We start from the raw sequence: 23,046 nt of genomic DNA, 5'->3' as shown, positions 1-23,046 counted from the left end.
AGAATTAATACGTGTAAAACAATTCTTGCATTTCTGGTAATTTTTTTCCATCTGCAAGTGAAAGCATTAATAGAATCCTTGCCTTAGCAGGATTAAGATCGTGTGAAGCAATGGTATAAAAATCATCATCTTTAAATTCATTATCTCTAAGCACCCATCCTGTAGCTGCCCGAGTACTTCGAACTACGATAACACCATGTTTTTCATAAGCTTCTTTAGCAGCTTTTAATGTCTCGTCTGTCATATTTCCGTTACCAACTCCGGCAATAACAATACCTTTAGCTCCAGCTTTTACATGCATATCGATAAGGTCCGGTGACATATCTGCATAGGCATATATAATATCTACTCGTGGTAACGAAGTTTTTCCTTCGACAGAAAATTCACTAGACTTTCCGAATCTGGTTGTTGGCTCTCTAAAAAATCCCAGACGTCCATAAAACACACCACCCATGATTCCTTTTATTGGAGAAACAAAACTACCTACATTCGTAGTATTCATCTTACTCACATCTCTAGCACTGTGTATCTGATCATTTAGCGATACCATTACTCCTTTTCCTTGTGCTTCTTTACTAGCAGCTATTGCTACCGAATTATAAAGGTTTAAAGGTCCCTCTGCACTGATTGATGTTGATGAACGCATTGACCCCGTTGTGACAACTGGTTTATCACTTTTCACAACCAAGCTTAAAAAATAAGCGGTTTCTTCTTGTGTATCGGTGCCGTGTGTAACTACTATACCGTCTACATCATCTGTGGCTAAAAGCTCATTAATTCTATTCGCTAGTTTAATCCAAATAACTATAGATATATCCTGCGAACCTACATTAGAGATTTGTTCTCCAGATACGTTTGCCAATTCTTTAATACCTGGTACAGCATTAATCATCGTTTGAATCCCAACCTGGCCAGCTGCATAGCTCGACGAAGTGGCAGAAGATGCCGAACCGGCTATAGTTCCTCCTGTTGCCAGAATTTTGACATTTGGGAGTCCTGTCTCTTGAGTAAACCCTACAGCAGTTAGAGTAACTGCCATTAGGAAAACCATCATTTTCATATTTAGTAATTTCATAATAAAAGAGTTTGTACTTCTTTATTGCTTTTTGAATAATCAATTCTGTTTATGTAATGCAGCTGTGTATTTTGGATGCATCAAATTATCTACACTAAGAATTTTATCTAATTCTTCTTCAGAAAGAAGTTCTTTCTCGAGTACCAACTCACGAATTGATTTTCCTGTTGCCACAGCTTCTCTCCCTATTACATCACCCATATGGTGACCAATATATGGATTTAAGAAGGTGATAATCCCAACCGAATTAAAGACCATTTGTTTGGTGTGTTCTTCGTTGGCCGTGATACCATCGATACATTTTTTTGCTAGTGTAACACAAGCATTTGATAGTAACTCTACAGATTCAAACATACATTGCGCAATAACAGGTTCCATTACATTGAGCTGTAATTGTCCTGCCTCGGCTGCAAATGAAACTGCTACATCATTACCTATAATCTTAAAACACACTTGATTGACTACTTCGGGAATTACCGGATTTACCTTTGCTGGCATAATTGAAGAACCAGCTTGCATTTCTGGAAGATTAATCTCATTTAACCCACATCTGGGTCCAGAAGAGAGCAATCTTAAATCATTACAAATTTTAGACAACTTCACCGCTGTTCTTTTCAAGGCTCCAGAAATCATAACATAAGCTCCACAGTCAGAAGTAGCTTCTATCAAATTTGCAGCAGGTACAAAACTAGCCTTTGTGAATTGCTGCAAATATCCTATGGATAGTTCTGTGAACCCATCAGGAGCATTTACCCTTGTTCCAATTGCTGTAGCACCTAGATTAACCTCCAAAATGAGATCCCTGCAATTTTTTAAATTTTTAGTTTCTTCCTTTAGATTTGCTGACCAAGCTCCAAATTCATCTCCTAAAGACATGGGTACAGCATCTTGTAATTGAGTTCTACCCATTTTAATGACTTTTTTAAATTCGGCAGCCTTTTTATCGAAACTAGTGGTTAGCACATTGATTTTTTCCAGTAAATGATTCATATAATAATATACAGCTACTCTAAACCCTGTAGGATAAGCATCATTTGTCGACTGTGATTTATTTACGTGGTCATTAGGATGTAACACATCATAATTTCCTTTCTCATGACCATTCAAAACAAGTCCTACATTAGCGATTACCTCATTAGCATTCATGTTTACAGAAGTCCCTGCTCCTCCTTGAAATACATCGGTAGGAAAAAACTGTACATACTTTGTCAAATTATTCAATATCTCATCACACGCTTGAATAATCATATCTGCTTTTTCTGCCGGAATGGTACCTATTTCTTTATTTGCGCACGCACAAGCTTTTTTAGTAAGTACCAGACCTTTTATAAAAAAAGGATAATCTCCAATTTTAGAATTTGATATATCAAAATTGTTAACAGCTCTTAGTGTATGTACTCCATAATAGAGTTCATCAAATATTTCTAATTTACCTAGTAAATCTTCTTCTATTCTAGTTTTCATCTGTTATCTTTTTTGTGTTTATACTATTTTATAATATCATACTACCGAAAAGGAATCCAAACGCCACACTTGAAGCTATAGTAACAACTCCCGGTATAATAAAAGAATGGTTAAATACGTATTTACCAATTTTCGTAGTCCCTGTATCATCCATCTCTACTGCCGCTAATAGTGTAGGATACGTAGGTAATACAAACAATGCACTTACTGCTGCAAAAGAAGCAATAGCCGCCAGTGGACTAACCCCAAGAGCAAGTGCAGCGGGCATTAAGGCTGTTGTAGTTGCCGCTTGGGAATACAAGAGCATACTAGCAAAAAACAACACTACAGCAAGTAACCACGAATATTGATTTAGCAAACCGCCTGCAGCTTCCTTAATTTCCTCGATATGATTACTCACAAAAGTATCCCCCAACCATGCAACTCCCAATACACAAATACATGCGCTCATCCCTGATTTGAAAGTAGACATTCCGGGTATGTCATTAAGTTTAATTTTACAAACTAATGCAATCACCATTGCTGCTAGTAACATAATTGCCATGATGGCATGATTACGACCAATTGTTGGATCTGCTATAAGACCCACTTTTTTGGAGATAAGACTTGCATAAGTCACTATAATCAAAATGGCAGCACCAAATATCGCAACAGAAAATTTTGCACTTTTAGGGTCTTCATGATGTTTATTACTTTTTTGTTTAACTAATCCTGCTTTTACTCTTTCTTGATAAATAGGATCTTCTGAAAGAGGTTTCCCTAATCTATTAGCTACTATAGCTCCTACCATACAGGCTAGAATTGTAGAAGGAATCGCAATTCCCAATAGCTGTAAATAGGAGACTCCTAATGGCTCTAGAAAACTTGCAAAAATCACTACAGCCGCTGATATCGGTGAAGCAGTAATTGCAATTTGAGACGCCACTACCGAAATACTTAAAGGTTTAGAAGGACGTACATTACCTTCTTTGGACACTTCTGTAATTACAGGTAATGCTGCATAAGCTGTATGTCCTGTACCTGCAAGTAATGTCATCCAATACGTAACGGTTGGTGCTATAAATGTGACTCGTTTAGGATTCTTACGTAGAATCCTTTCTGACAAGTGCACCAAATAATCCAATCCTCCTGCTTTTTGCATTGCGGCAATAGCTGAGATTACAGCCATAATAATCAGAATGACATCTACAGGAACCGAGCCTGCTTCCAGTCCAAAAATAAGAGTTAGTACCACTACACCGGCACCACCGGCATAACCTATACCAATACCTCCCATTTTTGAACCTAAAAAAATAAAAAAGAGAACAACGAGCAATTCTATCCAGATCATAATTTTAATTTTTAAGAATTATTTTTAGAATTATACCACATGAAGCAACCATTAAAAATACTAATTATTAACTTCATTCTACAATCGTTTTAGATCAATTATTATCTTAATCTACAGATCTAAAAAGTGCTATACATTTTAAAATCTTATGTAAAGTTAATTCGAACTTAGAAGTGAATTATCATTTTTTTAGGTGAAATATCCCAAAATGAAAGTGAAACGTCTAAGCTTAAAGTTGAAACTTATATTGTTAAATGTATACAACATGAAACACGGAAAGAAAAATACTTAAGTGAAGTGACTAAATCCTATTTTGAAATGACCAAACTGACATTTTAAGCTAATTCAATGTGTCGTAAGCCAGCTTTTAAAAATTTTAGATTTAGCCTTACTTATTATAATAGGCTCTTTAAACTCTGGTTGAGTAGAGATTTTAAGTTTACCATAAAGATAATGATAGACCCTGCCGATAGCATTACGATTAACCAATAGTTGTCTGTTTGCTCTATAGAACAATTGAGGATTTAATTCTTCTTCTAATTCACTTATTGTTTTATCCAGTATATACGATTTATTAGAAAAAGTTACTCCTCTAACAATATTCATTTCAATATGAAAAAAAGAAAAATTTTCTACTTTTAGAGGTACCAATCCACTTTTACTTGGAATCAAAAAAGTTGATGTATAATTTTCTGATACATTTTTAGCTCGTTTAAAAAGTAATTCCATTTGCTGAAAGATTGCCTGGGTATCTACTTTACTGTTTTTGTATTTTAATAAAGCATTATTTAGTTCTTCCTTTTTGAGGGGTTTTAGTATATAGTATATACTATTTACCTTAAAGGCTTCTATAGCATACTGGTCATAGGCAGTAGTAAAAATAATAGGTTGAGTGATCTTTACTTCCTTAAAAATTTCAAAACAAATTCCATCTCCCAACTGAACATCCATCATAATAAGTTCGAAGTCGTCATGCGTTTTTAAGTATACTATAGAAGATTTAACACTATCCAGCACCTTTACCACTTCAATCTCCGGGTTTATTTCGTTTAATAACTGTACAAGGAGTTTACTGGCAGATACCTCGTCTTCTATAATTAAAACTTTCATTGTCGATTGGTTTGTTCAATAAATTTAATAAAATATTAAATTCATCACTTAATATTCGTAAATAATTCATCCGTAAGAAATCCAGTTTCCACCAATGCTTAATGTATTGGTAAAGCAACTACAAAATCGGTGCTTTCATGGATTGTGATTTCTGTATTTCTAAGCAGTTTATAACGTCGGTTTAAATTTTTTAATCCTTCTTTTGAAGTTTTGGTTAATTGACTTCTGAATTGGATCTTATTTTCTACAATAATTGCATCCTTAGTATTATAGATCTTTACGATCAATGGACACTCTTTCGATACTTTATTGTGTTTTATAGCATTTTCTACCAGTAGTTGCATCGAAAGTACGGGAATCATTGTAGTATCTTTATGTAAAGAAAGTTCAATCTCTACCTTAAAATTATCTCCAAATCGCACCTTGGCCATATATATATATTCGTTCAAAATTTCTAACTCTTTTTGAAGAGAAACCAAGCCTATATCCTTACTCTGTAGGATATATCGATATAATGAAGCCAAGTTATCCAGAAAAACTATTGAAGCCTCGGGATTGTCTTGAATCACATATTTTAATGTATTTAATGAATTGAATAAAAAATGAGGATTAATTTGGTTGTTTAATGCCATTAATTCATTTTGTGTATTTTCTTTAATAAGTTGTTCTCTTTCAATTTCATTCAATTTTTGTTTTGATTGAAATTTTAATAACCAACCTATTAACAATGAAGTAGCCCCCATAACTACCCAAACATAGGATATTCCTTTTCTTTCTGAGTGAGATATTTCGTATAATAGAAAACCATGACTTACTATAAAAACATGGTATATGATTTTGGAACTTAAAAGTATTGTTAAAATAAGAATTCCTCTTCTTATTATAGTATTACGAAATTTAGATAAAAACGTATTTGTACTATAATTGGTAAGATACATAACCAACCAACAATAGGAAGTAAAAGAAAACATTCTAAAGAAGAATACAAATATTGAATCGCCTTGGATATCTTTAAAATAAGTGAATTGCGGATATGCAATAGATAAGAATCTATTAAAGTTGATCAATAAAGCAATCAAGAACGAAATCAGTAATCGAGTTTTTATCATTATGTCCTTTTTTCCAAATCCCTCCTAATGTAATCTAAAGAAGAAATAATAGTAGATTCCGAAAATTATGAAAAATTAATATAATAAGGTTTTTTTATTATTCATGATGTATAAAATAAAATGTTAAGACCACATTTTTATAAAACGAAGCAACGGTGCTCTACAGAGGTGGTATCGAGTAAAAACACAGGACAGGGTACTTATCAATCAACTGGTAACCTATATTCCTTTAGCTATGTAAAGTCCCTCGACTTTGACCTTATGTATTCTTCTCTACGATCTCTCTAATCTCGATATCTGTAAAAATAAAAACACTTACAATCCTATAATCAAACTGTAAATACTCTAAAAACCAGATTCCAAAAAATGAAACCAATACAGCAATATAACTCAAAGCGTTATATGATCTGCTTGGACCACCTCGGGAGCCCCCATATTTAGAAAATGAGTATTAAAACATCAAACAACTGAAGAGTTGTTTGGGATGTTATAAAACCTCCTTATTAAGTTAATTCGCTAAAAAATCTTGTCATCCAACACTTTATCATTTTTTAAATGTCAAACAAAACTACTTTTGGATTACTCACAAAAGGATGTTAATTGAAATGAAAAACAAAATGAAAAAAGTAAAACAGATCTCTCTTATAATTTTAGCTATTATAATTTGGACAGCTTTTATCGGCTATGGATTTATCGATGGTTTTTTATTAAGACCTATTACTTCCAAAAATACTTCGGAAGCGTTTATTGAAGCTACTAAAAACAAAATAGATAATGAGTTTGTGGGGAATTTTGCAATGACATTAATCGAAGATGGAAAAGTATCAGAAAACTTCTTTTATGCTATTGATCAACCTGTAAATGAACGCACTATTTTCCCAGTTGCTTCAGTTAGTAAATGGGTTACCTCATTTGGAGTTTTAAAATTGGTAGAGCAAGGTAAATTGGATTTGGATAAACCCATTGACGACTACCTTACAAGGTGGCATCTTCCTAAAAGTGAATTTGATAATAAAAAAGTAACCGTTAGAAAATTACTTTCTCATTCATCAGGTTTAGTTGACGACCTTGGGTATAACGGTTTTACATCTAATGAAACTGTACAAACCATTGAAGAATCATTAACCAAAGCATCTGATGCGCCTTATTCTGAAGGAGTTGCAAAAGTAGGTTATGAACCTGGCAGTAAGTATATGTACTCGGGAGCAGGTTATACCATATTACAGTTATTAATTGAAGAAATTACAGATCAATCTTTTCAGGATTATATGACACAAGAGGTTTTTGAACCTCTGAAAATGGAAAATTCTACTTTTGTTCTATCTGAAAAACCAAATCTACAATTAACTCAAATATATAAAGAAGACGGTACAAAAAGAGAATTTAACAAATTTACGGCACTTGCAGCAGCAGCATTAGTCACTTGTACGGAAGATTTATCGAAGTTTTTGTTAGCAAATATTTCTAGTAATAATGTTCTTTCTAAAGAAACCATCACAAAAATGAGCACAGCCGAAACGTTTATAAATGATATTGGCGTTTATGGATTAGGCCCCCATCTTTATAGTCAAAATGATCAGAACTCTAAAATAGTAGGACATGATGGAAGTGGAAATAATGCTATTAATACAGCAGCAAGAATTGATCTCAAATCAAAAAATGGAATCATAATTTTAGAAACGGGTAATTACAATTTAGCTTCATCAATAGCAGATGAATGGATTTTTTGGAAATCAGGAATTGCTGACTATGTAGTAATGCAACGTAATAAGTCTTATGTATTAACTTTATTAGCAATAGGTTATATAATTATCATTGTTTTATCAATATTCATAATCCGAAAAAACAATAAACAAAGGAAAATAACTGAAGGGAACAATGCGTAAAAAACATAGCTATTAAAATGAAAAAAATTGACTCTGTTTTAATCCTAAAAACTAGTACTTTTTTACATACTACGTTTTAGATATAAAGCCATTGTCAACAATAAAAAATCACTCAGTATAAGAGAATCCAAATTTGGTAAATACATTAAACGTTATACAAAAGTTTCAGGAATTGAAACTAATCTATTTCAATCTTATTTATACTCTCAAAAATTAAAGCAAAACGAAAATAATTCAATTTCTTAATCAAGATTAAGAAATATCTACTAGTGTCCTCATACCTTTGCTTTAAATTAGTTTTAAGTGGAATAATAATAACATCTTCCATTGGCCTAATAAGTATTAGCTATACGAAACAAAGAAGAAGTAATAGATAATAATCTGCCAACATTACAAGAAAAACTGAGATCAATGAAAAAAATTGGAATTATAACAACAATAATTCTTGTGACTATACTGATGAGTTGCAATACGGATAAATCAAAACCTAAGGCCGAAAATCAAGAAACGAATTACACCGAAAAAAAACCAGATACCCAGGCCAAATACCTAAAACCTTTTAAATCGGATCTGCCAACCATTGGACTTTTAATGTATAACGGAGTACTTCAAGGTGAGGTCATTGCAACATCTGATGTTTTTGCAAAACCGACCGTAGATGGAGAACAAATTTTCAATGTCATTACCATAGCCGAAACTGAAAATCCAATAATAACAGAAGAAGGAATTAGAATTGTACCAGATTACTCTTTCCAGAATTGTCCGAAACTAACAGCCCTATTTATACCAAGTGCCTATGACATGTACGCACAGGTTCATAATGACAAAATTGTGGATTTCATAAAAGAGAAAAATAACGAAACTAAATATATCGTGAGTAATTGCGCTGGAGCTCAACTAATCGGTAAGTCTGGAATTGCAGACGGGCACAAAATTGTGACATGGATTGGTGGTGGCATACAACTACAAAAGGATTATCCGAATTTAAAAGTACAGAATGATAGTTTAGTAACTTTTGTCGAGGACGGAAAATTCAGCTCCTCAAACGGTAATTTGGCTAGTTATGTTTCCGCATTGAACTTATTAGAAAAAATGACCAGTCTCGAGCATAGAAAGTTTGTCATAAGTTATTTATATCTTGAGCGGCTTCAAAATTGGAACAACTAAGCACAGCTAGCAACAAGACACGCAATGAACCAAATAAGGCTTAAAAATATTTCAGATAATTATTTCCACCAGGCCTGGGAACTCTATGAGAATGCATTTCCTGTAGAAGAGCGAAGAATATTGGATGCTCAGACTCATGTGATGAAGAAATCAAATTATCATTTTGATATCGTGGTTGATGAAAATAAATTGATAGGGTTTCTCTTATGGTGGGATTTTGAAACACTTAGATACATCGATCATTTTGCAACATCTACTGAACAAAGAAATAAGGGATTCGGAAAATTAATCCTTGAAAATTTTATGAATAATAATGACAAACCAATTCTGTTAGAGGTTGAATTACCGAATACTACTATCAACCAACGTAGAATAAAATTTTACCAAAGAATCGGGTTTAAACTTAATCAACATTATTATGAAGTACCACCTTCGACAGAAGGTCAAAAACCTTTACAATTACTATTAATGTCGTACCCAACACTCCTTACTGCAAAAGATGTTGAACAATTTACAGACATATGTCACCCCTCTATTTTTAAAGATTAAAAAAAAAAGTAATTCATCATTTTTTACTCTAAAGGTGCATTGTTAATTTTACTTAAATCCTCTAACACATCAAAAGTATAGTCTGTTATTTCGGTTATACCTATTCCATTAAGTCTTTTAATATGCATTTCTCTATATTTCTTTAGATACTCTTCATTTTTGAATAAATAAGTCGACCCAAAATGGTTTGTTCCTTCTTCATGAGTCCATATTTTCCAAATAACACCTTCTTCTTCAGCAATACTTTTTGCCAGATTTTTATTACCTTCCATAAACTCCTGTGTTACTGGACCATCATATTTTAAATGGAGGTCCCAAATTTTTAGTATACTCATTGTTCTTAAATTTTAATTACTATTTTATTTTTATTGATTATGTTTCAATTTTATATAACTTACTATAGATAGTAAAGTAAAAAATATTGGATCAGACCAACCAAAACCATAGAAAATACCAGTGTAAATTGCATACAGTGTTATAATTACTCCCAATATATTTGTCCATAACAAACCCGTCAAGATCTTTTTCGCATACACACTTTTTTCTTTTACATCTCTAAACAACAGACTAATAACAGCAATTCCTCCTAAAAAAATAGTAGTGTGCTGTGACAAAAAAACTGAATATTTGTCGTTCAATTCAAGTCCGTAGTTTGGCCATAATAGATTCGGAATAAAAAATAAACCCAGCCCAAAGACTATATAAATTACTCCGTGAATTGTTAAAAATGTTTTGGTACTCATATCGTAACTTTTTTGTTTTACACTACAAAATTAGAATATATAGTTTACTTTTGATACTTATTTACAAAAAGATACTAATTTCCTTTAGGAAACTATTAAACTAAAATGCAGCAAGAAGAACCCTTATCAAAAGAATGCGTACAGCAATTAAGAGCTATTAAAGACACTATGGAATTGCTATCTGGTAAATGGAAAATACAAATAATGGGTACTTTGCTTCGAGGTGGGACCATGCGATTTATGGAATTAAAGCGAGCTTTAGATGGAATAGCTCCAAAAAAATTATCAAATGATTTACAAGAACTCGAATTAAATAAACTGATCACCCGAACAGTAAAAGATACTAAACCTATTACTGTTGAATACTCCTTAACAGAACACGGGAAAACGTTAGATAATTTAATAGTCGAAATTATAGATTGGGGGCTTAATCACAGAAAAGAGATTATTAAAAAATAAAATGCAACTAATCATGAGTAAGTCATTAAAAATTATCTCATAACATGTCTATAAATATCATCGACATCTTTAATTGCTAGCAGATCAGTTTTTGGGTCGATAAATAATTGTGATGGCCTGCCATTAAGAGAAACTTTTGAGTTTACATATATCGACATATTTTCAATTCCTCTTTTGTTATATTCTTTTTTTAAATAGTGTGCGAATTGCCAGATCATATCGGGTTGAAAACTCATTTGTTTTTCTTGTATAACCGTTAAATGTTGCGAAGGATACACCGTAAATTTTTTCTGATTTTCGTGATCAACTATTGTAAATTCTATAAATCCATTTTTTTCCATAATCATTACATGCCATGAAAACCGAAGACCATTCTCTGTCCACAAAAGATGATCTGTAAGTATTGTGTGTCGTAATGGAAATGTAAATTGAAAAACAAAATAAATCAACAATAAGGGTATTGCAATTTTACTAGTCTTATATTCCTTTGTAGTAATCGCGGGTAATCCCTTTATGGAGATTCTTATTTTTTTACCAATAGCTTTCCATTCATCTGCAGTAATAAATATTAAACTTCCTGCCATCATTAGCCACGGGAACATACCGATATTAAAAAGAATATAGGTTAACATATGAAAAATGATAACCAATATATAGGCCCATGGTCTACAACGCTTATTCCATAATAAAAAAGGAATACTTAAGTCATATACCATACCTATCCAGCTAAATGCATATGCAGTACTATCATATTGAAACAACTCTCCTATTAATGGAATATCTGTTCTAGCCCCAAGCCATATTTTGAGGGGTTGTGCTTCAAAAAGCCAATCTGATTTTAATTTTGCAATTCCGCCAAAGATATACACCACTGCTATTTGCAATTTTAGAGCAATAATAGTCCATGATGGCACTTTGGATAATCGTATGTTTTTATGTATTAAAGCATCTATACTATAATTGCGATGTGCGGGGAGCCATATCAACAAAAAAGCTACCAATGAAGCAAAGTAGTAGTGATTTAAATACCACGATTTCTCTATGAGTTCTAAATAAGTAAACGATATAAAAAATAAAACAACAGATACTCTATACAACATTCCTAATCCGACAAATAAGGCAAATACAGCAGATGCACCAACTATTATGTACATAATTGTAGTATCTAATGGCTGTATCCAATCAAAATATTGATAGGTGAAATGAAATTTTGGTGAGGTATAACAATCTTCAATCCAACCTTTATACATAAATCGCAATTGCGAAAAACACATTAAAAAACCAAAGGCGATTCTATAAATCGCCAAGGGTAGTATTGAAGTGGATTTGCTGAATATTTCGTATATTCTTTTAATCACCGTCGTTATCATTAAATGTTATTGTAGATCCAAGTACATTAGCCATATCTACCTTAACCAATACTAATAAATCTCTAAACGAATCCTTAAGTGCAGTCACTGCTTCTGGATTAGAGGTTATCTCTTCTTTTAATGTTCCTTTGATGTCATCTAGTCTGGACTGACAAACGGAAAACTGAGTTATAATTTTATTAGAAAAATTCTCACTTCCGATAAGGGTTAAGAAATCATCAAACCCTACACGAAAAGGTGTTTGCGCAAAGTCACCGGTATAACATCGTTTTAATGCTACAAGGTGTTGTTGTAGTATTTCTTTAGAAAACCCACTATAATAGGCTTCTAAACGTTCAGACTCGATGGTACCTCCATTAGAATCTCCTAGTGGGCTACCCAGTTTTGAGATTATAATTTCTTCAATCAAAGTGACCATAGCATTAATAATCTGATTTTGGCTACCGCTGATTCCATTTTCTAATGCACTGGTAAAACTTTCTTCATTTGTTTCCCAAAGGTTCTTTAACTCAACAGATTTTGTCTTTAAATTTTCGCTTAAAGCTACCAGATACTCAAGTCTGCGTACAGCGTTTTCATCTGTTGTAAATCTATTGAGTGTAGCTGTCTTTCCTTCCGAAGAAAAAATAAGGTATTCTATACCAGAAATTCCTTTTGATGAAGATCCAATTGATGCTATAAAATTTGTGTTAAGTACTTCTGTTCCTATTATATTTTCATCAATTCTTTGTGTATCAGTAGGCCAGCGATTGATTTCGAAGCTAATAAAACTATTGGCAACATTTCCTAAATCATAAAGTTCTAATTGTTTCCAAACCAATTGTACAGCTTTCCATTGTTCCTGAACCAATTGTAAATTAGCTAGTGTTATTTCATTCTGAAAACGTTTAATAGATTGTTCTAATAGTTCTGATTGCTCGACAAAATTTACATTAAGTGGTGCAATTTCATTAGTGTATATATTGGTAAGCTGATTTTTTTTATAGAATTGCACTTCTGAAGTATATTCTGAATCATCTTCACAACTAATGAATGAAGAACTAATAATTACCCCTAATAATACAACGGTTGTATATATTTTTTTTATTGAAAAATTCATCTATAATGATTTGATAAAGTTGATTAGTTTAGTTCTGTCTGCTTCTGCCAGATTCATAAATTCTTTCTTAGAAGCTGTTGCTTCTCCATCATGCCACAAAATGGCTTCTTCGATAGTACGAGCGCGACCATCGTGAAGTAAATTAGTATGATTGTTTACCGTTTCTATAAGTCCAATACCCCATAATGGTGGTGTACGCCATTCTTTTCCGGTAGCTTTAAAGTCAGGTGTATTATCAGCCAAACCATCCCCCATATCATGAAGTAATAAATCGGTATATGGTCGAATCGTTTGGTTTTCTAATGCTTTTATAGTGTGTGTTCCGGTATTCATTACTGGAATATGACAAGCTACACAGTTGGATTTTTCGAATAATTGTTTTCCTTCTAATATCTCTTGTTTATCATGATCCCTTCGACCAGGAACGGCAAGTGTACTCGAATAAAGAGCAACTTTATCAAGGTTTTCATCTGTAATCTCTGGTGTTCCTCCATTAGCTATGGTGTTACAATCTACTCCAGGAGGGCAATTTTCATCTGGAAATAAGGAAGAACTAATTCCCATATCTCCAGAAAAAGCTCCTGCCACTTGTTGTTTTAAATTGGGTTGGTTACTTTTCCAGCCAAAACGTCCAATTTTAACTGATTGGGTTTCTATATCATACACATAGTTAGGTTTTCCCGAGATACCATCTTTATTACTATCTGTTTCATCAGCAAAACTTAATAATGTACTCTCAGGAACCGCATCCAGTAAACCAAGGCCGATCATTTGATTTGCAACTCTGGGCGAAATCTGAACATTCGCAGCAAGCGGACCGTAATTTAAATTTATAAAACTATAATTAGGTTTTTGTAAAGCAACACTAGTTCCATCTGGATAGGTCACTTCTATAGGTTCGTATGTGATTTTTATATCTCCTTCTACCAAAATCCCTGGTATAACACCATCCTGAAATTGCCCTCCATAATTAGGATCAGGAAGGTTCCCTCCTACTGTATTGGTCCCCGGAATACTAAGTCTGAATAATAACCCTGTGGATTTTTCTCCATCAAATTTTGGCGCACGTCCTCGCCCATCTTTAAAATGGCATCCAGAGCATGAACGAGAATTAAAAAGTGGTCCTAATCCATCTCTGGCTGTTGTTGATGCAGGAGCTGTTACCCAATTTTGGTTAAATAAAGAGTTTCCTGTAAAAAAAAACAATCCATTTTCTTCATCCAGATTTGGTGCCTGAAAACCAAAAGCATTTTGAGATACATCAAAAACCGTAGTTTCTCCGCCAGAAAAAGCTTCATTCTTTTCTGGTGTCAAAATCACATAATCAGAATCATCATCGTTATTGCAACTTGCAAGTAGTAAAAGAATACTAAAGAGTAGTATATATTTAAGTAAAAATTTATGTAACATCTATTCTATTTTTCAACGACAAAATCAGAACCCTATAATAAGGTTCTGATTTCATTAATTTTTTGGTAAAAAGGTTACCTTACTCAGGTAAATCTGAAGATACAGTAATCCCTAGTACATTACCTCCTTCAACAAATTTATCTCCCAAAGCTCTAAGTGCATTTACTGCCGCTATTACCTTTGGTCTTTCAGCAGCATCAGAAATTGCAAAATCAAAAGGTGTAGCTGTTGCATTTACTGCTGATTCAGCAGCTGCCAATTGTGCTGTGATCTCTGCACCTAAGGTTGCATTTTTTTTCGTTATCAAATCTTCTAAAGAACTACCATTTATAGTCGTATAACTTCCTCTAAATACATTAGCAACTCCAGCTAGATTTAATCGCAAATCTCTATGCGTATTATCACTAAAACAAGAGTGTTCATCTTCTTGATTCTGGTTATCATACGCTACAAAAACTCGTTCTCCAGCTAATTCGGATTTGGCAAGTGTAGAGATTCCCGTAAGCATATTTTTTAAAGCAACATCTGCTTCTAAAGCTAAAAATGTTGAACGGTATGTACCATTAACTTTCCATTCATCTAATAGCAACTGGAGATGATCAAGAAGTAAATCTGCACAAACTGCTAAATAATCTCTTCTTCTACTTTGATTGGATGCAGTACCTCCATCAACAAAATCAGTAAATGGTCGTTGACCTGCTTCTTTTGCTGAAGGGAGAGAGTTATCTTGTCCCCATAAAAGAAATTCGATAGCATGATATCCTACACTAATATTTTTTTCGCCCCCATCCTCGTTTAATACTTCTAATGCTGCTTTATTAATAGTAGGATGTGTAGTTGGATCATTAATAATTCCTGAATTAGCATTACCACTTACATAATCAACATAGTTTTCATCTAATGGCCAAGCATTCAATACTCCTTCTGGACCGTCATTATCATCAATTGGACCACTTGCAAACCTAAAGGCTTCTGTTTGTCCATATGTTTCTCGAGCTGTTTTCCATGCTGCTTTTGCGGCATCAAAATTTACTTGAGTAGGTGTTGCTACAAATGTATTGATAGCGGTTTGCATTGCTTTAGCTCCATCATATGCATCCTGATAATTTTTGAATACAAGATTTGCGTAGTTTTCTATTACTGCAGACTTCTCAGCAACCGATTGATCAGTCGGGTTCGAGTTATCATCATCACTAGAGCACGAAACTGCTCCTAATACCATCACACTTAAAAAATAATATCCAATTAGTGTCTTTTTCATCTTATACTTATTTAGACCGTTTTAAAATAAGGAGCAAATATATTTTTTAGATGCTACAAAAACAACTTTATTTAGATTAAATTTAAATAAATATTACTACTTCACTATCAGAAGTTTATCCTGTTTACAGGCTCATATTTCATTATATAATACAACGGCAGGCCTCATTCTAATATAGAATAAGGCCTGCCAAACTCAACCCACTAACTAAACTAATAGATAACTAAACTTGTTATTGCATCATTTTTTTGGACAGTTCTTGTAACTGTGCAGATTTTTTCTGCATATAATCACTTAGTTTTTTCACATCATCTGCAGAAAGATTCCCCATTACTTCCTGAGCTTGTGTTCCTAATTTTTGTCCTTGTTCTCCAAGAGAAGCGAAAGCTGTCATATCCTTACTTTCTACTGCTTTTTTATACTCTTCGATATAAGCTTCATAAGAGTTCACATACTCCTGAACTTTTCCGTCGCTAAAATTAGGCACTCCGTTAGCAGATTGTGAAGAAGTATTCTCTTCTGTTTTTTCTTCAACTTTTTCTACTTCATCTTTAGAAACTGATGTATCTGATTTAGTTTCACTCTTACATGATACTGCTAGTATCGCTATTACTAATGAAAGATTTAAGATTACTTTTTTCATGATTTATTTATGTGTTAATTATTTATGATTTTTTATTCATATTGATACCACAAATTTGATGTATTTGGTAAGGTTGCCAAACACCCTTTTCAGTGAAAAAAGAACACCCTGAAAACAGGGTATTCAAATAGTAATCATAAATCGGTCCTGTGATAAGAAGAAACAGAACTTTTAATCTCTTCTTTTATATTAACTGTATATATTATACATTTATAATCTTACAACATAACACCTCTCTATAAATTAAGATCTATGACAATACAAGACATTATCAATTGGTTTGCAAATAATCCAAATCTTATACTTGGTTATTTTGCTGTTATTATTGCTATATCTTTACTAGGGTTAATGTTTGTAAATCAAAGAAATTTTAGATCTCCTGTAAATTATTTTTATGGAGTCTTAGTATATGCAGTAACTATTCCTGGATTATTGGCTCTAATAATTGTTTTGTATAGTTTTTTCTTTTTAAAGACTAATCTGCTACATGTGAATGTATTGGCTTATTTTGTTCCTATTGTTTCTATGTTTGTCACCTTATTTATTATTAATAAAACGGTGCCCATGTCTAGAATTCCGGGGTTTGAAAAACTTTCTGGATTATTTATCATCGTTGCTATAACTTTTATCATTACGTATATATTGCAACGTATGTTTTTTGGGGTTTTCTTTGTTGGAAGATTTCAATATTTGCTATTATTCTTCCTTGCATTACTTCTTATTCTAAGAATCGCCTGGAAAAAAATCATAAAATAAACAATCCCAGAGATAAGCCACAAGTAAGCTTCTAGCTATTTGATATAAGATTCTGTTAGATAGTAAAACAAGTTCAACACAGGGTTGGTTAGATTTTGATTATCAAAATTACTATGAGTTAAGCATAGTTGCCTTTATTTGTTTAACAATTTCGATATGATCCAGTCCAAAATCTTTCCAGGCAAGGTTTAACTCTTTCATATCAAAATGCTTAACAATAGTTCCATAATCGGCACGTTTTCCATCGATGGTAGGGTAACCAATTACATAAATACTATCTGCCAGTTCTACAGCCAGTTCTATATCATGTGTAGAATAAATAATCGTATTAAATTCGTGTGAAGATGTAATCAGGTTAAATGCATTTTTAACATCTTCAATGTTTCCAACATCAAGACCCGAAAAAGGTTCGTCTAAAACCATATAATGACCAGAACATAGTATCTGTTCGATTATTGCTGTACGCTGTCTCTGTCCTCCGGATAACTCACAAGGATATTGGTCTTTTACTTTTTCTAAGCCCCAATCAGACAGGTAACTCATTATTTTAGTATGCTTTTCTTCTTTAGAAATATCTTTTTTACGAAGTGCAAACAGTAAAGCCTGATACACCGTTTTATTTCTAAACAAGGTATATTTTTGATCTACAAAACCAATATCTCCTTCATGTACTTCTTTGGCATCGTTTTCTGAATCTGTTTCGGTATCGGCAATCAGTATTTTTCCTGTAGTTGGTTTGATCAAGCCTGTCATCGCTCTAAATAATGTAGATTTACCTCGACCAGAACGTCCTACAAAAGCGATAACCTGACCAGTAATATTGTTTTCCCGAACAACATCTTTTTCTACAAAATTAATATCCTTTATTACAGTTTTATCACCATAAGCGACACTTAATTTTTCTACATATAATAATGTATTATGCGTACTATAGTTCATTCTACTTATATTTTGGAGTATCTAAAAAAGGCTTTTCTCAAGTAATCTAAGACAAAATCTATAGATAAGCCTACTAATAATATTACTATTTGTAATGCTATGATTCTACCGTGATTCATGAATTTATCAGAATTTTTGATTAAAAATCCTAATCCACCAGCCGCTACAAGGATAGATTCTACAGTTACAAGCATCATCCATACGATAGCCAGGTTTTGTCTGATTACTTCTATAACATGGTCAATTCTTCCTTTTACAACAACTTCCCATAGTACTTCCCAGCGATTACATTGTAAAGAACGTGCATGATCAAATTCTTCTTGTGGTATCGAGCTAATCATGCTCAACAATGATGTGGTAAGGTATGTAGTCATAAATACCACCAACACCCATACTTGCATGGTTCTGGCGTCACTAATAAGGATAGCCAGATAAAAAGATATACCTGTAAGCGGAAGGTAACGAAGTTTACTTAACGTTTTTGCTATTGGTGTTATTACAGGAATTGTAGATAGATAGGTGACAATTAAAGAAATGACGACCGCTATAAGTATTGCTTTTATACATAGTAGTAAAGAACTGCCAATATGTACCACCAGCCCTTCATTATAAAGTTCTGTAAATCCTGTTAGTACTTGTTGTGGAGAAGGAAACAAATGCCTCTCTCCCATACTGGAAACGAACCAAAAAATCAACACTATTGCTACCCATACACCTATAATGAGTAACCTGCTATTTTTGCTAACCTTTTCGAACGGTTTGAATAAATACTTCATAATAAACTAGCTATTAAAAAAGAAAGCCGTCTACTATGTAAAATCAATGTTTTACAAACATAAGACGGCTCTTATTAATTGGATGTCATGTTATTTCAATAATGTAATAACTACTCGTCTGTTCTTGGCTCTACCACTACCAGTAGTATTAGTTTCGATTGGTTCATCTTCACCTTTTCCGATTACAGATTGAAAACGTGATTGAGGAATTCCTTTACTCCTTAAAAAGTTAACTACAGATTGTGCACGTCTCTGTGATAAATCATAATTAGCTTCTGCAGAACCTGTATCATCTGTATGTCCTTCTAATCTAAGCTTTGTATCCTCGGCCTGAATAAGAAGGTTATATATCGTTTCTAAAGTACTTGCAGATGATCCTGAAATATTTGCACTTCCGGTATCAAAATTAATATTCCATTCTCCTGAAGCCAAGACTTCTTCTGCTTCTTTGGTATAATCTGGTTTGTAAGCCGAACCTGCATCAATATCATTAATGTTTTTAATAAAATAAAGATTAACTGCTTCATCATAAGGTACAATCCTTTTTACAGATTCATTAAAACCAAATGGATTAAGTTCACTTAGGTAAGAAGATACCTGATTGTATACTGCCTTATATCGATTGGTACCATCTGTAATACCATAATATTGCATTACATCTGCATAGTTGAATACTCTTGATCCACCCATGTTGTAATCGATACCATTTTTATTTCCTTTTTGGCCTTTAAACATATCATACCAATATTTTGGAGTTTCTAAATCATATGTTTTAGCTATCGCCTCAGAAGCTCTTACTCTCCACTCATCATATTGCTTCATTTGATTAGAAGCTGTTAATGCTGATTTTAAAATATTACTAACGATTTCAGGATGTTTTACCGACCATTCTTTAACAGCAATAACTGTAGTTGCCATTTGGTTATTAAATTCTCGTGTAGATATAATATCAGTGAAACCATTTAACTCATCAAAAACCATTTTATCTCCTGGTGTCCAGGTAGCACATCCATCAACTTTTTTATTAATTGTTTTACCTGTTAGTTTTCCGTTTCTCACTTCTTTAAGAGGAACTGTCCACCCTGCTTTTTGAGATTTAATAAGTTCTTCTGCAGACTTAATATAGTCATCATCTTGTGAAGGATAAAAATTCACTGCATCAGGATCATAAGTGGTAACATCGGGATTTACTTTTAAACCATTAGCAAAGGCATAGTTTAAAGCTGTTACCCAATCTCCATCACCTAACACGGCAGAGATCAAAGCACCTTTCATGCTTTTTGGATCAACTTTCCAGCTTGGTGGGCCAATAAGTTTATCTTCACCATAACTAAGTCCTACTGCACCAACTACCTGTACGTGGTACTTATCTTTACCAAACTTATCATCTAAAGCTTGTTGCATAGTACTAATATAGAAAGGGGCACCATCACCCATCATCATGATTGCAAATGCACTTTTATCTGCATCGGGAAATTCTTCTCCTCTATCAAATTCTTCAATGAATTTCATTTGCATATTCCTCAATTCAGAAAGCCAATCCTGACGGATTATCTCTAAATTCACTCCGTTTTGCTCCATCAAAGAACCTTTGGTTGTTTTTGGTCCTCCATTAGAAACAATAATACCAGATTGAGCATTCCAGGCATAAGCTGCCATTCTAACAAGAGGTTTATCCTTTACACTTTTTGAAAGGCTATTGGAAGGCAATTCTAGTTTATCTGATGTAGTAACATTATCTACCTCTTCTTTATTTATATTTAGCTCATCTAATTGCTTTGCTTCTCCTACTCTTAACCCAGGAGCAAAATAGTACACCGCACCTAAGATTGCACCAAGTAAAATGATTACAATGATAAGCTCGGATAATGTAGTGAGTTTTTTTGTTCTTAAAATTTTACCCATTTTTAATTTTTATTATAGTTTTTATTTCGGTTAGTTAGTCAAACATATTCCCAAAACCACCACTAGCTTCTTTATCCTCAGCTGTTAGTTTGTAGTTAGGGTTTTTATATTTTTCAGAATCAGGAATATAGTCTTTCCCTGTTTTAATATTATCTGCCAAAGTATCTAATTGCGAGTATAGCTCATCACTATCCATATCATACTTAGACGTTAGCATATCGATATCTGTTAGATTTTCCTGAGTTTTAGCTATATCCATCGCAATAGTTTCTGTGATCACATCTAATGCATATTCTAGTTCCCAATCTTTAGTAAATAACATAGCAGATTTTGCTCCATCTGTGGCCGCTTTTGCGGATTTTGCAAATTGATATTCTTTTTCCAGCATTTTGATAGTTACTTCAAAATCAGAAATCTTAATATCTATTGCTGTACCAGCAAGAGTTAGTTTTCTATCCAGTTTACCCATTACATTAGCTCTACTACCATATTTCTGGATAAAACTTTTACTTTGCTTTAATTGATGAGCAACTTGCTGTGATTGTGATAATTTTTTTGCTAAAGCACTATGCAGCTCTACGTATTCATCGGTATCCTTACCTGCACTACCTTTTTCAGACACTATCGCTTGCATTTTATTTCTAATCTTCTCTGCCTGTTTTTGTAATGTCACTACATGATCCTGAAATTCTTTAGATTCTTTTTCTGCTTTAGAAGCTTCAAGCTCCATATTACTTTTTAATGCTCTTATTTTGGCTTTAGAATCTTTAAAAACCTTTCTATTCATTAGCATTTTTTGTTTTTGCTCCTGCAATTCTCCGAAAGGGTCATGTTTTATTAAGGACTTATGAATTCCTCTTGTAACTCTACGTAAGAATTTTAATATTACAGGTAACATCATGATAAAAAATATCACAAATACTGCTACTCCTGCAAGTGCTATTACCTGTCCTAATGCTGTAAATAAAGGAGGTAATACATACACCCATGCAGCGTATCCTAAACCTGCGAACAATGCTATTTTAAGAAAAGCATTTAGTCCCTTTTCTCCATTCCTCCAATTATTAGGGTTTAAAGAAATTTCCCCTTTTTCATCATCAAAATGTTTTAAAATAGGTAAGTCTAATAAGTGGCTTTTTGATTCTTGATCCATTAATGTATTGCTTATATATTATTTTTAATGCCCTCTACTACTGCTACTATAGTTTCCAAAATTTTTGATCTTGCTTTATCATTAGCAACAATTTTTTGATCTATCTCTGATACTTCAATATCTGTATCGACCGATTGAAGTAAATTCTTTTTAACACTGATTTGATTCTGAATCTCAATTAATTTTTTTTCTAAGTCAGAAATTTCAGTATTTAAAGTGTCTTTTCTGCTTTTTTGAGAACTCAGAATCTTTGATTTCTTAGAATTTCCTTGATTCTGATACTGCTTATGTACTTTCTCGATTTCTTTAATGTAAAAATCTGCTTGTGTAAGAAGTGTATTTTTGGATACGGTTGAATCTACTCCCTGGGCCATTGTAAAAGCCATTTTGTATACCGATGGGTCATTAGACCCGACTGCTTTTATCGCCTTAAAAAATTCGTAAAAATCATATCCCGGTTTATTAAGAGATTCAAAACCGGATTCGTACATTTCTATAATTGTAGTAAGTACACTATCACTTACCAAAGTTGTTTTTGGAGGGTGTACTGGAAATTTCGAAACTGGTTTACCTGATTCTGGAAAAGAATTAGAACTAGGTTGTACTGGAGTTGTTTCTCTAGGTTTTTCTGCCTCTGAAGTTTCGTCGTTAATAAAAAGACCTTTCCAGTTAAATTTTTCTTTAGCCATTTAAAATGTTTTTGATGAGCTCATTATTGCTAAAATACTGATCCAGGAGGTAAATTTATATAAATTCTTATAAATATTATTGTTTTTTTTAAACCTTACCAAGCCATGAATTAAAAGCATTTAACAAAACAAATGATTTTGTATGATTCCCTT

The 23,046-nt window shown here is 33.0% G+C and carries 22 protein-coding genes; 5 read left to right on the top strand and 17 right to left on the bottom strand.

All coding sequences use genetic code 11. The features are described from left to right. Nucleotides 1–4: 4 nt before the first annotated feature. From Z054_RS0117665 to Z054_RS28810, 5 genes are all read right to left on the bottom strand, one after another. Nucleotides 5–1,075 carry a type II asparaginase gene (locus tag Z054_RS0117665; RefSeq protein WP_035092510.1) on the bottom strand — a complete coding sequence of 357 codons (1,071 nt, stop codon included), beginning with the start codon at nt 1,073–1,075 and terminating at the stop codon, nt 5–7. Between the two features lie 39 nt (nt 1,076–1,114). After that, a complete protein-coding gene (aspA, locus tag Z054_RS0117660; protein WP_024771370.1) occupies nt 1,115–2,539 on the bottom strand; it encodes an aspartate ammonia-lyase in 1,425 nt (474 codons plus the stop codon). Nucleotides 2,540–2,567: 28 nt separating this feature from the next. Then, complete coding sequence (locus Z054_RS0117655) at nt 2,568–3,869, bottom strand: anaerobic C4-dicarboxylate transporter (protein WP_024771369.1); 1,302 nt, start codon at nt 3,867–3,869, stop codon at nt 2,568–2,570. Between the two features lie 345 nt (nt 3,870–4,214). Continuing rightward, nucleotides 4,215–4,979 (bottom strand): LytR/AlgR family response regulator transcription factor, encoded by a 765-nt coding sequence (locus Z054_RS0117650; RefSeq protein WP_024771368.1) that lies wholly within the window; start codon nt 4,977–4,979, stop codon nt 4,215–4,217. Between the two features lie 98 nt (nt 4,980–5,077). Next, complete coding sequence (locus Z054_RS28810) at nt 5,078–6,088, bottom strand: sensor histidine kinase (RefSeq protein WP_084050442.1); 1,011 nt, start codon at nt 6,086–6,088, stop codon at nt 5,078–5,080. Nucleotides 6,089–6,705: 617 nt separating this feature from the next. Here Z054_RS28810 and Z054_RS0117640 point away from each other — a divergent pair. From Z054_RS0117640 to Z054_RS0117625, 3 genes are all read left to right on the top strand, one after another. Continuing rightward, entirely contained in the window at nt 6,706–7,974 is a 1,269-nt protein-coding gene (locus tag Z054_RS0117640; RefSeq protein ID WP_024771366.1) for a serine hydrolase domain-containing protein, read from the top strand. Between the two features lie 411 nt (nt 7,975–8,385). Further along, nucleotides 8,386–9,141 (top strand): DJ-1/PfpI family protein, encoded by a 756-nt coding sequence (locus tag Z054_RS0117630; protein WP_024771365.1) that lies wholly within the window; start codon nt 8,386–8,388, stop codon nt 9,139–9,141. A 24-nt stretch (nt 9,142–9,165) separates the two neighbouring features. Continuing rightward, nucleotides 9,166–9,690 carry a GNAT family N-acetyltransferase gene (locus Z054_RS0117625; protein ID WP_024771364.1) on the top strand — a complete coding sequence of 175 codons (525 nt, stop codon included), beginning with the start codon at nt 9,166–9,168 and terminating at the stop codon, nt 9,688–9,690. Between the two features lie 23 nt (nt 9,691–9,713). Here the strand turns inward: Z054_RS0117625 and Z054_RS0117620 are convergent, their stop codons facing one another. Continuing rightward, nucleotides 9,714–10,025 (bottom strand): monooxygenase, encoded by a 312-nt coding sequence (locus tag Z054_RS0117620; RefSeq protein ID WP_035092507.1) that lies wholly within the window; start codon nt 10,023–10,025, stop codon nt 9,714–9,716. 30 nt (nt 10,026–10,055) lie between these two features. Then, complete coding sequence (locus Z054_RS0117615) at nt 10,056–10,433, bottom strand: cation-translocating P-type ATPase (RefSeq protein WP_024771362.1); 378 nt, start codon at nt 10,431–10,433, stop codon at nt 10,056–10,058. Between the two features lie 105 nt (nt 10,434–10,538). Between Z054_RS0117615 and Z054_RS0117610 the strand changes: the two genes are divergently transcribed. Next, the gene (locus tag Z054_RS0117610; protein WP_024771361.1) at nt 10,539–10,892 is read left to right on the top strand and encodes a winged helix-turn-helix transcriptional regulator; all 354 of its coding nucleotides are present in this window, start codon (nt 10,539–10,541) and stop codon (nt 10,890–10,892) included. A gap of 32 nt (nt 10,893–10,924) precedes the next feature. Here Z054_RS0117610 and Z054_RS28805 read toward each other — a convergent pair whose 3' ends face one another. The 5 genes from Z054_RS28805 to Z054_RS0117585 form a co-directional block, all read right to left on the bottom strand. Next, nucleotides 10,925–12,262, bottom strand: coding sequence for an HTTM domain-containing protein (locus Z054_RS28805; RefSeq protein WP_051473796.1), 1,338 nt, complete (start codon nt 12,260–12,262; stop codon nt 10,925–10,927). Next, on the bottom strand, nt 12,243–13,361 hold the full coding sequence (locus tag Z054_RS0117600) for an imelysin family protein (protein WP_024771360.1): 1,119 nt from the start codon (nt 13,359–13,361) through the stop codon (nt 12,243–12,245). The genes Z054_RS28805 and Z054_RS0117600 overlap by 20 nt, the downstream gene beginning before the upstream one ends. After that, a complete protein-coding gene (locus tag Z054_RS0117595) occupies nt 13,362–14,771 on the bottom strand; it encodes a di-heme oxidoreductase family protein (RefSeq protein WP_024771359.1) in 1,410 nt (469 codons plus the stop codon). A gap of 79 nt (nt 14,772–14,850) precedes the next feature. Continuing rightward, nucleotides 14,851–16,032, bottom strand: a complete 1,182-nt coding sequence (locus Z054_RS0117590) for an imelysin family protein (RefSeq protein WP_024771358.1) — start codon at nt 16,030–16,032, stop codon at nt 14,851–14,853. Nucleotides 16,033–16,264: 232 nt separating this feature from the next. After that, complete coding sequence (locus Z054_RS0117585) at nt 16,265–16,675, bottom strand: hypothetical protein (RefSeq protein WP_024771357.1); 411 nt, start codon at nt 16,673–16,675, stop codon at nt 16,265–16,267. A gap of 252 nt (nt 16,676–16,927) precedes the next feature. On the opposite strand from Z054_RS0117585, the gene Z054_RS0117580 reads away from it, so the two are divergent. Further along, the gene (locus tag Z054_RS0117580; protein WP_024771356.1) at nt 16,928–17,431 is read left to right on the top strand and encodes a hypothetical protein; all 504 of its coding nucleotides are present in this window, start codon (nt 16,928–16,930) and stop codon (nt 17,429–17,431) included. 111 nt (nt 17,432–17,542) lie between these two features. Here Z054_RS0117580 and Z054_RS0117575 read toward each other — a convergent pair whose 3' ends face one another. From Z054_RS0117575 to Z054_RS0117555, 5 genes are all read right to left on the bottom strand, one after another. Beyond that, nucleotides 17,543–18,370, bottom strand: a complete 828-nt coding sequence (locus Z054_RS0117575; protein WP_024771355.1) for an ATP-binding cassette domain-containing protein — start codon at nt 18,368–18,370, stop codon at nt 17,543–17,545. Between the two features lie 5 nt (nt 18,371–18,375). Beyond that, a complete protein-coding gene (locus Z054_RS0117570) occupies nt 18,376–19,146 on the bottom strand; it encodes an ABC transporter permease (RefSeq protein WP_084050440.1) in 771 nt (256 codons plus the stop codon). Between the two features lie 90 nt (nt 19,147–19,236). After that, nucleotides 19,237–21,051, bottom strand: a complete 1,815-nt coding sequence (locus Z054_RS30420; RefSeq protein ID WP_024771353.1) for an OmpA family protein — start codon at nt 21,049–21,051, stop codon at nt 19,237–19,239. Between the two features lie 34 nt (nt 21,052–21,085). Then, nucleotides 21,086–22,204 (bottom strand): TMEM70/TMEM186/TMEM223 family protein, encoded by a 1,119-nt coding sequence (locus tag Z054_RS0117560; protein ID WP_024771352.1) that lies wholly within the window; start codon nt 22,202–22,204, stop codon nt 21,086–21,088. A gap of 11 nt (nt 22,205–22,215) precedes the next feature. Further along, complete coding sequence (locus Z054_RS0117555) at nt 22,216–22,893, bottom strand: hypothetical protein (RefSeq protein WP_024771351.1); 678 nt, start codon at nt 22,891–22,893, stop codon at nt 22,216–22,218. Nucleotides 22,894–23,046: the final 153 nt, after the last annotated feature.

This window comes from Aquimarina macrocephali JAMB N27, from assembly GCF_000520995.1.
Lineage (GTDB): Bacteria > Bacteroidota > Bacteroidia > Flavobacteriales > Flavobacteriaceae > Aquimarina > Aquimarina macrocephali.
This window is presented reverse-complemented; position numbering and strand designations above follow the sequence as displayed.